This window comes from Sphingomonas spermidinifaciens (assembly GCF_002351485.1).
Lineage (GTDB): Bacteria > Pseudomonadota > Alphaproteobacteria > Sphingomonadales > Sphingomonadaceae > Sphingomonas > Sphingomonas spermidinifaciens.
The window spans coordinates 65,665-78,053 of the sequence record NZ_NWMW01000001.1 but is presented as its reverse complement, the minus strand read 5'-3'; the positions used below and the strand labels follow the sequence as shown (position 1 = coordinate 78,053).

Sequence of the window (12,389 nt, the reverse complement as noted above, 5' to 3'; positions counted from 1 at the left end):
CCCTTCCCGAAGGCCCGCCTTCCCTTTGGCGCGCGGCATGGTAACAGCGGGGCAGATGCCGCGCAGCGCCCCTCCCCCCGAGATCGACCCCGCGACCGGCCGCGCCATCGTGACCTCGTTCGACGTCGCGGCGGCGGCCGGGGTGTCGCAGTCGACGGTGTCGCGGGCGCTTCGCAACCTCGACAGCGTCAGCGCCGAGACACGCGAGCGGGTGCTGGAGGCGGCGGCGCAGCTCGGCTATCTGCCCGACCTGCGCGCGGCGCGGCTGCGCCAGGCGACGACGGGGTGCATCGCGCTCGTCCTGATCGTGCCCGCCGGGCTCGACCGCGCAGCGCTCAATCCCTTCTACTACGATCTCGTCGCCGCGATCGAGGCGGCGGCGGCGGCCGGTGGCCGGCGCATCCTACTTTCCTTCCAGGATGAGGAAGCGGGCTTCGACGCCGAGTTCGAGCAGCGGCGCGAGGCCGACGGGATGATCGTCGTCGGAAGCGCGACCAACACGGCCGGTTGGGCGCACTTCACCCGCGCTGCCGCGCAGGGCCGCCGCGTGGTCGCCTGGGGCTCGCCGCACGACGAACTGCCGACCGTCCGGGCCGACAATCGCGACGGCGCGCGGCAGGCGGTCGAGCATCTGTTCGCCCGCGGTCGTCGACGCATCGCCTTTGTAGGGCCCGGCTGGGAGCGCCACGCCGCCTATGCCGAGCGGCGTGAGGGCTATCTGGCGGCGCTGGCCGAGCGCGGGCTCGAGCCGATCGACCTGTCGGGTGCGAGCGTCGGCGAGCGCGAGGAACAGGGCGCGGCAGCCATCGCCGGCCTGATCGACATGCTGCCCAGAGCCGACGCGCTGTTCGCGGCGAGCGACCTCGTGGCGCTGGGGGCGCTCAGGGCGCTGCGCGCGTCCGGGTTGCGGGTGCCGGACGATGTCGCCGTCGTCGGCTTCGACGGCATCCAGGGAGTGCGCCACTGCGACCCGGCGCTGACCACCGTGGCACAGAACGCCCCCGCCGCCGGACGTGCGCTGGTCGAGGCGCTGTTGCGCAACATCGCCGGTGCGCCCGCCGCATCGGCACGGGTCCCCGTCGCGCTGGTAGTCCGCGCCAGCACCTGACCCTGCTTGCCACCGCGAACGGCGCGGCGCACAACATGGGTCAATCAGTTGGGCGGGAGCGGCGGATGGCAACGATCTTCGACGGCGGGCGGCAGCGTTACAACAGCGTCGCCCGTACCCTCCACTGGGTCATCGCGGTGCTGATCATCGGCAATCTGGCGGGTGGGCTGCTGCACGACGCGCTGGAGGATGTGGTCAACGTGATGCCGATCCACAAGGCGACAGGCCTGCTGATCCTGGGGCTCACGCTGGTGCGGATCGGCTGGCGGCTGACCCATCGTCCGCCGCCGCTGCCGGGTCATGTTGCAGGGCTCGAGCGGCTGGGGGCACAGGCGGCGCATGTCGGCCTCTATGCCCTCATGCTGCTGATGCCGATGAGCGGCTGGATCATGAGCTCGGCGGGCAAATATCCGCTCAGCTTCTACGGCCTGTTCGACGTACCCAAGTTCGCGGTGACGCGGGACGATCCGATCGCGGGCATCGCCGGCGAGGGTCACGGGCTGCTCGGCTGGGTGATGCTGGCGCTGGTGGTGCTGCACGTCGCGGCGGCGCTGCGGCACCATTTCGTGCTCAAGGATCAGGTGCTGCGCCGTATGGCGTGACCGGTTCCGGTGCGTCGCCCCAGCGAAAGCTTAGGCCGCTCTCTGCTCTTCCAACTCAACGATCCCAGCTTTCGCTGGGTAGGTAGGCTGCTGACAGGCGAGACGCTTCGCCCCGAACCTACCCACCCCCGGCCCCTCCCTTCCAGAGAAGGGAGGACGTGATCACTTCAGCGTCGGTGAGTCGAGGTTGAGCGCGCTCGCCGGCACGACCTCGAGGTTGGGATAGGCCTTGCGGAGCGGTTCGACGAACGCCTTGGCGTCGCCGACCACGACGATGCTGGCACCCTTCACGTCGAACAGTCGTGCGGCCGCCGCCTGCACCGAAGCCGGGTCGACCCCCTCGATCGCGGGGATAAAGCGACCGAGCTCGTCAATGCCGACCTGCTCGATGACATAGTCGCCGACCAGCCCGGCGATGCCGGCATTGGTCTCGATCGTCCGGCCGAAGCTGCCGACGAGCACCGCCTTGCGCGTCGCCAGCTCGGCCTCGGGCGCGGGCTGCGCGCCGAGGCGCTGCATCTCGGCGGTGATGATCGACACGACCTCGGGCGCCGAGGGGTTCTTCGTCTGCGTCGCCGCGGTGAACGGCCCAATAGCGCGCCGTGCATCGAGGCTGGAGCGCGCGCCATAGGCGAGGCCGCGCTTGATGCGGATTTCCTGATTGAGCCGCGAAGTGAACCCGACGCCCAGCGTCGCATTGGCGACCTGTCCCGCATAATATTGCTGGTCGGAGCGGGCGAGGCCGGTGCGCGCGACGACGACGCCCGCCTGCCCCGCATCGGGCAGATCGACGACGATGACGCGCGGTGCCGGGGCCACGCCCTCCACCTTCGCCGCCGCGGCAGCCGCCCCCTGCCCCTGCCAGTCGCCGAACAGCTTTTGCGCCAGCGCCTGCCCCGCCGTGGCGCGCACGTCGCCGACCAGGATCAGCGTGCTGCGCTCCGGCCGCCAGCTGGCGCGGTAAGCCGCGGACAGATCGGCGGGCGCGATCGCCTTGAGGCTGGCGGGCGTGCCGCCTTCGGGATTGCCATAGGGCTGCGCGCCATAGACCGCGCGCGCTGCGACGAGCTGCGACAGCGCGCCGGGGTCCTTGAGTTGCACGGTCAGTCCGTCGATCGCCTGCGTTCGCGCGCGGTCAAGCTCCTCGGCGGCGAAGGCGGGGTTGCGGGCGACGTCGGCGAGGATCGTCATCGCCGGAGTGAGCTGGTCGGACTTGACCGACAGCGTGACCGAAGAGCCATCCCAGTCGGCCTCGCTACCGATCGAGCCGCCGAGCGACTCGACCGCCTCGGCGATCTGCGTGGCGGTCCGCGTCTTCGTGCCCTTGGTCAGCAGGCCCGCGGTCAGGCTGGCGAGCCCCGCCTTGCCAGCGGGATCGCCCGACGCGCCGCCATCGGCAACGAGCTGGGCCGACACGAGCGGCAGGTCGGGGCGATCGACGACGATCACGCGCATCCCGTTGGCGAGTTTCGTCTCGACCGGCTTCGGCAGCGTCGGCACCACCGCGGCGCCCGGTGCGGGCGGCAGGATGCGCTCGGCCGCGCTCGCCTGTTGGTGGATGACGATGCCGGGCGGGACCGTCAGCGGGGTCGCGCGCACGGTGGAGGCGATGGCGATCGTGTCCCCCTTGACACCGTTCGCCGCCTCGGCCGGGTTGTAGAGCACCGTCGAGGACCGCTGCGGCGCCAGATAGCGGCGGGCGACGCGCTGCACGTCGGCGGCGGTGACGGCGGCGATCGCGGCAAGGCGTTTGTCGGCGGCGGCGGGATCGCGCTCGACGATGACGCCCTGCGCCAGTTGCGACGCCTTGCCCTCCGCGGTCTCGCGGCTCTGCAGCGCCTCGGTAAGTAGCTCGTTCTTGGCCTCTGCTAGTTCGGCGGCGGTGACGGGTGTGTCGCGAAGCCGGGCGATCTCGGTCGTCAGCCCCTTCTCGCCCTCGGCCGCGGTCTTGCCGCCCGCGAGGATGGCATAGACGCTGAACAGCCCGGTACCCTGCTTCGCCTCGTAGAAACTCGACGCCTGCGCCGCCACCTGATCGCGATAGACGAGGCTCTGATAGAGGCGCGAATTTTCGCCGCCCGCCAGTACGGTGTTGAGCACCGACAAGGCGGGCGCATCGGCGCTGTTGGCGGGCGGGATCGGCCAGCTGACCAGCACCGCGGGCAGCGGCGTGTTAGGCTCGTACACGGTGTAGCGTTTCGCCGCTGTCGGATCTGGCTCTGCCACCGTCACGCGCGGAATCGGACGGTCGGGGCGCTTGATGCCGGCGAAATACTTGTCGACCCACTGGTCGAGTTGCTTCGGGTCGAAATTGCCCGCGACCACCAGCACCGCATTGTCCGGCCGGTAGTAGGTCGCGTGAAAGGCGCGGATATCCTCGACCGTCGCGGCGTCCAGATCCTCGATGCTGCCGATACCGGGCCGCGCATAGGGATGGACGGTGTATGCCGCCATCGGGCGGTAGAGATAGAAGAGCTTGCCATAGGGCTGGGCCAGGACACGGCTGCGCAGTTCCTCCTTCACGACGTCGCGTTCGGAGGCGAAGACCTTGGGATCGACGACCAGCGTCGCCATCCGGTCCGCCTCGGCGAACAGCAGCCGCTCCAGATGGTTGGCGGGCACCACCTCGTAGTAATTTGTATAATCGTCGTCCGTGGAGGCGTTGTTGTAGCCGCCGACATCCTCGGTCAGCCGGTCGAGCTGTTCGTCGACCAGGTTGCGCGTCCCCTTGAACATCAGATGCTCGAACATGTGCGCAAAGCCCGAGCGGCCGGCGGGATCGTCCTTTGACCCCACATCGTACCAGACCTGAACCGACACGTTCGCCGTCTTGGTATCGCGGATGGCATAGACGCGCAGCCCGTTGGGAAGCGTGCGCTGGGTAAAGGCGATCGGCTCGACCCGCGTGGCGGCGGGGCGCGCCTGCGCAAGCGCGGGAGCGGGCGAGAGCAGCGTAGCGGCGAGCAGGACGGCGGCGAAGCGGGGCATCGGTGACTCCGGTGAGCGGAGCGGCGAGTTGTGGCGCGCCCGCGGCGACTGTCAATCGGGACCCGCGATCGGTTGACGCCGCGGGCAACCGTCCCGCGATCGGACAGCCGGAATCAACGCCTCAAATCTTCATGCCCGATCGGCTATGCGCTACGCGATGAAGATGCGGCGGCTCAGCAGGCGGTGGGTGACGGGAGCGATCGCGCTGTCGCTTGCCGGCGCGTTTGGCGCGCACGCGACAATCGCCAGCCGCGATCAGGTGGGGACACCTGCGCCCATCCTGTCCGACGGCTACGACGCAGCCGCGCATTTTCCAGGCGCGGCGCTGGAGATGGCCGTCGCCGACAATGCTGCGCCGGCGCCGGGCACGACGGGGACGATGCCGCTGCCCGACCTGCCCGTGCCGAGCGATGCGCTGTTGACGGCGTCCGCCGGCATTGCCGCCGCCCAGCCCTTTCGCCTGCGCGGCTCGGGCATCGACCAGTCGCGCGCGCTCCAGTGCCTGACGACCGCCATCTATTACGAGGCAGCGAGCGAGCCCGATGCCGGGCAGCAGGCGGTAGCGCAGGTGATCCTCAACCGGGTGCGGCATCCCGCTTTTCCTGCGACGGTTTGCGGGGTCGTTTATCAGGGGTCTGACAAGCGTGGCTGCCAATTCAGCTTTGCCTGCGACGGCTCGATGGCTCGGGTGCCGGTGCGGCGCTGGTGGGACCGGGCGCAGCGCGTCGCCGCGGCGGCGCTCAACGGCAGCGTCTTCGCGCCGGTGGGGTTGGCGACGCACTATCACACCTATGCAGTGACGCCATCGTGGAACCGCGGCCTTGTCATGACCGATGCCGAGGGGGCGCATTTCTTTCACCGGTGGAAGGGCTTCTGGGGCACGCCCGCGGCATTCCGCGACCGCTATTTCGGCGGCGAGCCGATGCCGGGGCCGCTGCGGCCGGCAGCGGTCCCGGCCATGATCGCGGCGGCCCCTGCCCTCGATCCGCTCCCCGTCACGCCCGCTCCGAGCACTCCGGCAACCGCGACGATCGCGCCGGTATCGGTGACACCGGCTCAGCAGGTGCAGGCACCCTATGCGGAGAGCGGCACTGCGGTTGCCGCGCGAGCCGACGAATCGCAGGTACTCGACAAATGGAAAGACGCAGGCAAGCCCATCCGTTGAGGGACGCGGGCGCCGGCGAGGCGTGACGCGCGGTTGCGCCGCAGCCGGATCATGAGCGCCAACCGTGGTTCGATGCGGCCCGATACGCCCCTCATGGGGCTACTCGACGGCTACTCAGGAATGAACGGGAGAGGGAGGGGAGCCACGACAGCATGCGAACGCGCCCGGTTCGGGCCCCGCGCCGCAAAGGCAGGGGCGGCCCCTTTCGGAACCGCCCAAGTTCGTTACCAGCGACGACCCTGACGGTCGTTCTTCTGCACCTTGATCCGCGCCGACAGCGCATCGAAGCGGCGGTCGAGGTCGCGGCGCTCCTGCAGCGACAGCCCGCCGCCCGTGCGGCGATAGCGTGCCTCCAGCTGAGCGAGCGCGCGATACTGGCTGCGCAGCCGCACCGCCTCGTTGCGGTTGAGCGCGCCCGAGCGGATGCCCTGGTTGATGCGCTGCTCGAGCCGTGCCTGACGCGCATTGATGTTTTGCCAGGCCTGCGCACTGGCGGCGGCGGGCAGCGAGGTCGCGGCGACGGCGAGGCCGGCGAGCATCAGCGAAAGCTTCTTCATGATCTGTCTCCTCCGAAACCGGCCGGGGGCGGCCGATGAGGAGGGTTATGACCCCCGCCTGTCGCGAAGGTTTCGCGGGCACGCCGCGAAATTGTCGCAAGGCGTCGTCGCCCGAAAACCTTCGTTCAGGTCAATCCATGCCTGGATACATGGCGAAGCGCGGCAGCGACCCGACACTGTCCATCCATGGAAGCCGGTCGCGCACCATGATCTCGGCGCCTGGCGGAGCCGCCTCGGGCAGGTCGAGCGTCGCCGACTGCACATCGACGATCCCAGGCAACGTCGCCGGATTTCGATAGAAGAGCCCGGTGCCGCAGGTGCCGCAGAACTCGCGCGTCACTCCCGGCGACGATTCGTGGCGGGTCGGCGATCCGTTGACCGTCACCTGCTCCTCCCGAAACGCGATCCAGCCCACCATCGGCGCCCCTGCCGAGCGGCGGCAGTCTGCACAGTGGCAGATCGCATGATGCTCGGCCTCTCCCGCTGCTTCGTATCGCACCGCGCCGCAGCGGCACCCGCCCGTCATCGTCATGGCTTCCTCCCGATCACCGTTCGGTGTATGTTCTCACGCAGCCGCCGCCCTGGCAAGGCCCGAACTTGCCGCCCCCCTGCCCCGCCCCTACGTGCGAGACAATGACCGATCCGCGACAACAACTGGCCGATCCGCCTTATCTCAAGGGCCTGAACCCGCCGCAGCGTGAAGCCGTGCTGACCACCGATGGGCCGGTGCTGGTGCTGGCGGGTGCGGGCACCGGCAAGACCGCGGCGCTCACCGCCCGGCTCGCGCACCTCATCTACACGCGCAAGGCCTGGCCGTCGGAGATCCTCGCCGTTACCTTCACCAACAAGGCGGCGCGCGAGATGCGCGAGCGGGTCGGGCGGCTAATCGGCGACGCGGTCGAAGGGATGCCGTGGCTCGGCACCTTTCACTCGATCGGCGCCAAGATGCTGCGGCGGCATGCCGAGCTGATCGGGCTGCAATCGAACTTCACCATCCTTGACACCGACGACCAGCTGCGACTGCTGAAGCAGCTCATCACCGCCGCCGATCTCGACGAGAAACGCTGGCCCGCCCGGTCGCTCGCGGGGCTGATCGACGAGTGGAAGAACAAGGGGCTGACCCCTGCCGACATCGATGCGGGCGAGAGCGAGCGCTACGCCAACGGGCGCGGGCAGGATCTGTACCGGCAATATCAGGCGCGGCTGCTCGCGGTGAACGCCTGCGACTTCGGCGACCTGCTGCTCCACGCGCTGACGCTGCTCAGGACCCACCGCGAGATTCTGGAGCAGTATCAGCAGCGCTTCCGCTACATCATGGTCGATGAGTATCAGGACACCAACAGCGTCCAGTATCTGTGGCTCCGCCTGCTGGCGCAGCAGCGCCGCAACCTCTGCTGCGTCGGCGACGACGACCAGTCGATCTATTCGTGGCGCGGCGCGCAGGTGGAGAACATCCTGCGCTTCGAGCGCGACTTCCCGGGCGCGACCGTAATCCGGCTGGAGCAGAACTACCGCTCGACGCCGCACATCCTAGGTGCCGCGGGCGGTGTCATCGCCAACAATGGCGGGAGGCTGGGCAAGACGCTCTGGACTGAGCTCGACGCGGGCGAGAAGGTGCGCGTGCTCGGCGTCTGGGACGGGCCGGAGGAGGCGCGCCGCGTCGGCGAGGAGATCGAGAGCCTGCAGCGCCGCGGCCTGAGCCTCGACGATGTCGCCATCCTCGTGCGCGCCCAGCACCAGACGCGCGAGTTCGAGGACCGCTTCATTTCGATCGGCATGCCCTACCGTATCGTCGGCGGCTTCCGCTTCTACGAGCGCGCCGAGATCCGCGACGCGCTTGCCTATTTGCGCGTTGTGTCGCAGCCGGCCGACGACCTTGCCTTCGAGCGGATCGTCAATGTCCCGAAACGCGGTCTGGGCGACAAGGCCGTGCAGAAGGTGCATCAGCTGGCCCGCGTTGAGGGGCTGCCGCTGACCAGCGCGGCGGCGCGCATCCTCGACACCGACGAGCTGACGCCGCAGGCGCGCCGGTCGATGGGCAACCTGGTCGGTGACATCGCCCGCTGGCGGCAGATGGGGCAGGAGCTGCCGCATCCGGAGCTCGCGCGCCAGATCCTCGACGAGAGCGGCTACACCGCGATGCTCGAGAACGAGAAATCGGCCGAGGCCGCCGGGCGACTGGAGAACCTGACCGAACTCGTCCGCGCGATGGAGGAGTATGAAAGCCTCGGCGCGTTCCTCGAGCATGTCAGCCTCGTCATGGAGCGCGAGGGCGGCGTGCGGCAGCCCGAGGTGACGATCATGACGATCCACGCCGCCAAAGGACTAGAGTTCGACACCGTCTTCCTCGCCGGCTGGGAAGAGGGACTGTTCCCGTCGCAGCGCGCGCTGGACCAGGGCGGGACCGCCAGCCTCGAGGAAGAGCGCCGACTCGCCTATGTCGCGATCACGCGCGCGCGTCGGCGGGCGACGATCCTGCACGCCGCCAACCGCCGCATCTATGGCCAGTGGACCAGTTCGCTCCCCAGCCGCTTCGTCGGCGAGTTGCCGCCCGAGCATGTCGAGGTGGAGACGACGATGTCGGGCGGCGAGAGCCTGTGGCGCGCCAATTGGTCGGAACGCGCCGATCCGTTCGCCGATGTCGGCCGCGGCACCGGGCGCGGCCCCGGCTGGCAGCGCGCGGCGGCGGGCGGCTTCACGCGCGATCCGCCGCGCGTGGTCGAGGCCCGCGCCTCCGCGATCAGCTTCGGCAACAAGGGGCGCGACGACCTGTCCAAGGGGATGCGCGTCTTCCACCAGAAATTCGGTTACGGCACGATCGACGCGATCGAGGGCAACAAGCTTGAGGTCGAGTTCGAGCAGGCGGGGCGCAAGCGGGTGATGGACAGCTTCGTCTCGATCGGCTGAACGCTGCCGTCCCGCTACGGAGCGTTAACCCTTTATCACGGTGGGCGCGTGCCGCCGCCCCGTCGTATAGGCCGGGACGATGATGGTCGCCCCGCGTCATAGTGCTGTACCCGAGGACAGCGCCCGCTGGATGGACGCGGCGCGGGCGGCACTCGCCGTCGCGGTCGCCTTTTCACACGCCTGGCTGCTGTTCGTGACCGACCATCGTCCGGGCGATCCTTGGATCAGCTATCCCTTCTATTTCGCGTCGGGATTTGCGCACACGGCGGTCATCCTGTTCTTCGTCCTGAGCGGCTTCTGGATCGCCAAGAGCGTCGAAGCGCTCGACCGGCGGGGATGGCGATGGCGCGACTTCCTGCTCGACCGCTGGACGCGGCTGGGCATCGTCGTGCTGCCGGTGCTCGTGCTGGGCGGGGCGCTCGACTATCTGGGCTTTGCCGTGCTGCGGACGCCCGTGCATCTCAACGCGCACGATGTCTGGTTCCTGCCGCGCGACATGGCGCGAAGCCTCGGACCAGTTGCCTTTGCCGGTAACCTAGCGTTCCTTCAGAGCATCCTCGTGCCCCCGCTCGGCACCAACGGGCCGTTGTGGAGCGTCGCGTTCGAGTTCTGGTATTATCTCTGGTTCGCCGCGCTCTGGCTGCTGGTGCGGCATCGCCGGTTCAGTGTCGCGCTCTTGCTGCTCGTGCTGGCGGCGGCGTCGCGCGATCTGGCGGCGGGCTTTCTCGCCTGGCTCGTGGGCGCCGCGATATGGCTGAGGGGGGCGCGATTGGCGATCGACCGTTTCTGGCCGATCGCCCTCTTTTTCGCCGCGACGCTCCTGTGGTCGCGGCTGGGCGACCGGCCGGGCGAGGATCTGGTGGTCGCGGGCGTCGCGGGGCTGTTCCTGGCGGCGCTCCTCCGCCGCAATCCCCGCTTTCCCGCGCGTCTGGCGCCAGTCGCGCGGTTCGGCGCCTCGGGCAGCTTCTCGCTCTACGCGATCCACTTCCCGGTCATGGCGATGGTGGCGGGGTTGAGCGTCTGGCCGGGACAGCTGCCGCCCGGTCCCGCGGGTATAGCCGCGGCGCTGGCGGCGGTGGGCGGCGCCGTCATGCTGGCGATCGGCTATGCCCGGCTGACTGAGGCGAACACCGGGCGCCTGCGCAACTGGCTGCGGGGCAGTCTACAAACGGCCATCCGCCCTGCGGAATAGCTCAGCGCTCGACCGCGAACACGACCTCGCCGCCATATTTGTCATCGATCGGATTGAAGCCCTCGAACACCTCGAACGGCTCATCGGTCCGGCCGATGTTCGAGAGACCGATCAGCTTGAACGTGCCGAGCTTGGTCTCGCGCGGGGGATTGCCGTTGAGGCGCACGGTGACGGCATCGACGAACATGTCACCGTGCCGCGTCCAGATCGCATGCGGGGCCAGCACCACGTCAGTGCGGTTGTAGGTCGCCGTCACGCACGCCTTGCGGACGATCGCTTCGAAAATGGTCGGCGCGGGGCCTTGGGGCTCGGTCAAGCGGGTGTTCCTGTGCTTCGAAAGCGGCGTCCGCCTAGCGGCTTTGTCGCGGTGCAGCAACAATCGTAACCGCAGTTCGGGTTCGGCCCGGCGCAATCTGAACGTCACGGAACGGCGATAGGTTCGGCTCGTTCGCCAAATGCTGCGCGAGGAGATGATCGACATGCCCTATGTGAAGACCCAGGATGGCACCGACCTCTACGTCAAGGACTGGGGCAGCGGACGGCCCGTAGTCCTGATCCACGGCTGGCCGCTCAATGCCGACAGCTGGGAGCCGCAGGCGATCGCACTGGCCGAGGCGGGCTACCGCGCCATCGCCTATGACCGGCGCGGCTTCGGCCGGTCGGGCCAGCCTTGGGGTGGGCACGACTATGACACCTATGCCGACGACCTGAAGGCAGTGCTGGAGGCCGCGGGCGCGACCGAGGGCGTGGCGCTGGTGGGCTTCTCGATGGGCGGCGGCGAGGTCGCGCGTTACATGAGTCGACATGGCGGCGCGGGCGTGACCCACGCCGCGCTGGTCGGATCGGTCGTCCCCGGCATCCTACAGACCGAAGCCAACCCCCACGGCGCGCCCGAGGCGCTGCTGCGCGACATCGGCGCCCAGATCGCCGCGGACCGCGCGAAGTTCTTCAGGAGCTTCCTGCGCGACTTCTACGGCGTTGGCGTCATCAGCCATCCGGTCAGCGATGCGCGGGTCGACGAGAGCTGGAACGTTGCCATGCAGGCGAGTCTGCATGCAACGCTGGCGGCGGCAAAGGCATGGGGCTTTACCGACTTCACGCCGGACCTGACCCACTTCCGTGTGCCGACGCTCATCGTCCACGGCACGAGCGACGCAACGGTGCCGATCCAGGCAACCGCGCACCGCGCCGTGGACGGCATCGCGCGCAATCAATTGGTCGAGTATGCGGGCGCGCCGCATGGACTGTTCGCGACCGAAAGCGACAGGCTGACCAAGGACCTGCTGACCTTCCTGGGCGGCTAGGCTTCCTGCCGGTGGTGCCGCCGCCGCCATTTGGCGGCGGTGCGCACGCGCCAAAACCAGTCGGCGATGAAATAGCCGACGACCGCGCTGACGGCGGAGATCACGAGCAGGCCGAACAGCATTGCCGGCGCCGCCTCCGAAAACAGCCAGCCCAGCCACTGCGACACGCTGGCATGGCTGTCGATCAGCGCCATGAAGCCGGATACGTCAGCGCTGCGGCCGAGCAGCAGATTGCCCAGCCACGCCGAGGCGAGGAGGATGAACGGCGTCGTCAGCGGGTTGCTGAGAAAGGTCATTCCCGCCGCGATCGGGATGTTTGCCCGAAACGGCAGCGCGAGCATCGCCGCCCCAGCGATCTGGAGGCCGGGGATCATCAGGAAGATGCCGACGAACAGGCCCAGCGCCGTGCCGCGCGGCACCGACCGGCGCGTGAAGCGCCACAGCGCCGGCGCCAGCACGCGGTGCGCGACGGGGCGCAGAATGCGGACCTGCTCCAGTTGCTCGCGCGTCGGCACGTTCGCCGCGATCTGGCGCGCCAGCCAGTCCTTGCGCTTCGGCTCGCGCAT

At 69.1% G+C, this 12,389-nt stretch carries 11 protein-coding genes; 6 read left to right on the top strand and 5 right to left on the bottom strand.

The window, feature by feature from the left end; translation table 11 throughout:
- The first annotated feature begins 55 nt into the window (after window positions 1-55).
- Together COC42_RS00390 and COC42_RS00385 are read left to right on the top strand one after the other, a co-directional pair.
- The gene (locus COC42_RS00390) at window positions 56-1,108 is read left to right on the top strand and encodes a LacI family DNA-binding transcriptional regulator (protein WP_176484521.1); all 1,053 of its coding nucleotides are present in this window, start codon (window positions 56-58) and stop codon (window positions 1,106-1,108) included.
- A gap of 65 nt (window positions 1,109-1,173) precedes the next feature.
- On the top strand, window positions 1,174-1,710 hold the full coding sequence (locus COC42_RS00385) for a cytochrome b (RefSeq protein ID WP_096341339.1): 537 nt from the start codon (window positions 1,174-1,176) through the stop codon (window positions 1,708-1,710).
- Window positions 1,711-1,872: 162 nt separating this feature from the next.
- On the opposite strand, the gene COC42_RS00380 is transcribed toward COC42_RS00385, so the two are convergent.
- On the bottom strand, window positions 1,873-4,698 hold the full coding sequence (locus COC42_RS00380) for a M16 family metallopeptidase (protein ID WP_096341338.1): 2,826 nt from the start codon (window positions 4,696-4,698) through the stop codon (window positions 1,873-1,875).
- Window positions 4,699-4,855: 157 nt separating this feature from the next.
- Between COC42_RS00380 and COC42_RS00375 the strand changes: the two genes are divergently transcribed.
- Window positions 4,856-5,863 (top strand): cell wall hydrolase, encoded by a 1,008-nt coding sequence (locus COC42_RS00375; RefSeq protein WP_245843744.1) that lies wholly within the window; start codon window positions 4,856-4,858, stop codon window positions 5,861-5,863.
- A gap of 224 nt (window positions 5,864-6,087) precedes the next feature.
- Here COC42_RS00375 and COC42_RS00370 read toward each other — a convergent pair whose 3' ends face one another.
- Together COC42_RS00370 and COC42_RS00365 are read right to left on the bottom strand one after the other, a co-directional pair.
- The gene (locus COC42_RS00370) at window positions 6,088-6,420 is read right to left on the bottom strand and encodes a hypothetical protein (protein ID WP_096341337.1); all 333 of its coding nucleotides are present in this window, start codon (window positions 6,418-6,420) and stop codon (window positions 6,088-6,090) included.
- 130 nt (window positions 6,421-6,550) lie between these two features.
- On the bottom strand, window positions 6,551-6,952 hold the full coding sequence (locus tag COC42_RS00365) for a GFA family protein (RefSeq protein WP_096341336.1): 402 nt from the start codon (window positions 6,950-6,952) through the stop codon (window positions 6,551-6,553).
- Between the two features lie 101 nt (window positions 6,953-7,053).
- Here COC42_RS00365 and COC42_RS00360 point away from each other — a divergent pair, with 101 nt between their 5' ends.
- A complete protein-coding gene (locus tag COC42_RS00360) occupies window positions 7,054-9,327 on the top strand; it encodes an ATP-dependent helicase (RefSeq protein ID WP_096341335.1) in 2,274 nt (757 codons plus the stop codon).
- Between the two features lie 79 nt (window positions 9,328-9,406).
- Window positions 9,407-10,519 carry an acyltransferase family protein gene (locus COC42_RS00355; protein ID WP_096341334.1) on the top strand — a complete coding sequence of 371 codons (1,113 nt, stop codon included), beginning with the start codon at window positions 9,407-9,409 and terminating at the stop codon, window positions 10,517-10,519.
- Between the two features lies 1 nt (window position 10,520).
- On the opposite strand, the gene COC42_RS00350 is transcribed toward COC42_RS00355, so the two are convergent.
- Window positions 10,521-10,835 (bottom strand): hypothetical protein, encoded by a 315-nt coding sequence (locus COC42_RS00350; protein WP_096341333.1) that lies wholly within the window; start codon window positions 10,833-10,835, stop codon window positions 10,521-10,523.
- A gap of 163 nt (window positions 10,836-10,998) precedes the next feature.
- Between COC42_RS00350 and COC42_RS00345 the strand changes: the two genes are divergently transcribed.
- Window positions 10,999-11,823, top strand: a complete 825-nt coding sequence (locus tag COC42_RS00345; RefSeq protein ID WP_096342978.1) for an alpha/beta fold hydrolase — start codon at window positions 10,999-11,001, stop codon at window positions 11,821-11,823.
- On the opposite strand, the gene COC42_RS00340 is transcribed toward COC42_RS00345, so the two are convergent.
- Window positions 11,820-12,389: a DUF2062 domain-containing protein gene (locus tag COC42_RS00340; protein WP_096341332.1), complete on the bottom strand. Its 570-nt coding sequence runs from the start codon at window positions 12,387-12,389 to the stop codon at window positions 11,820-11,822. The two genes, COC42_RS00345 and COC42_RS00340, sit on opposite strands and share 4 nt — an antisense overlap.

Bases quoted from the DNA above. Each gene is read 5' to 3' on its own strand.
- COC42_RS00345 (WP_096342978.1), top strand. From the start codon at position 10,999: ATGCCCTATGTGAAGACCCAGGATGGCACCGACCTCTACGTCAAGGAC.
- COC42_RS00385 (WP_096341339.1), top strand. From the start codon at position 1,174: ATGGCAACGATCTTCGACGGCGGGCGGCAGCGTTACAACAGCGTCGCC.
- COC42_RS00370 (WP_096341337.1), bottom strand. From the start codon at position 6,420: ATGAAGAAGCTTTCGCTGATGCTCGCCGGCCTCGCCGTCGCCGCGACC.
- COC42_RS00355 (WP_096341334.1), top strand. From the start codon at position 9,407: ATGATGGTCGCCCCGCGTCATAGTGCTGTACCCGAGGACAGCGCCCGC.
- COC42_RS00360 (WP_096341335.1), top strand. From the start codon at position 7,054: ATGACCGATCCGCGACAACAACTGGCCGATCCGCCTTATCTCAAGGGC.
- COC42_RS00380 (WP_096341338.1), bottom strand. From the start codon at position 4,698: ATGCCCCGCTTCGCCGCCGTCCTGCTCGCCGCTACGCTGCTCTCGCCC.
- COC42_RS00340 (WP_096341332.1), bottom strand. From the start codon at position 12,389: ATGCGCGAGCCGAAGCGCAAGGACTGGCTGGCGCGCCAGATCGCGGCG.
- COC42_RS00390 (WP_176484521.1), top strand. From the start codon at position 56: ATGCCGCGCAGCGCCCCTCCCCCCGAGATCGACCCCGCGACCGGCCGC.
- COC42_RS00375 (WP_245843744.1), top strand. From the start codon at position 4,856: ATGAAGATGCGGCGGCTCAGCAGGCGGTGGGTGACGGGAGCGATCGCG.
- COC42_RS00365 (WP_096341336.1), bottom strand. From the start codon at position 6,952: ATGACGATGACGGGCGGGTGCCGCTGCGGCGCGGTGCGATACGAAGCA.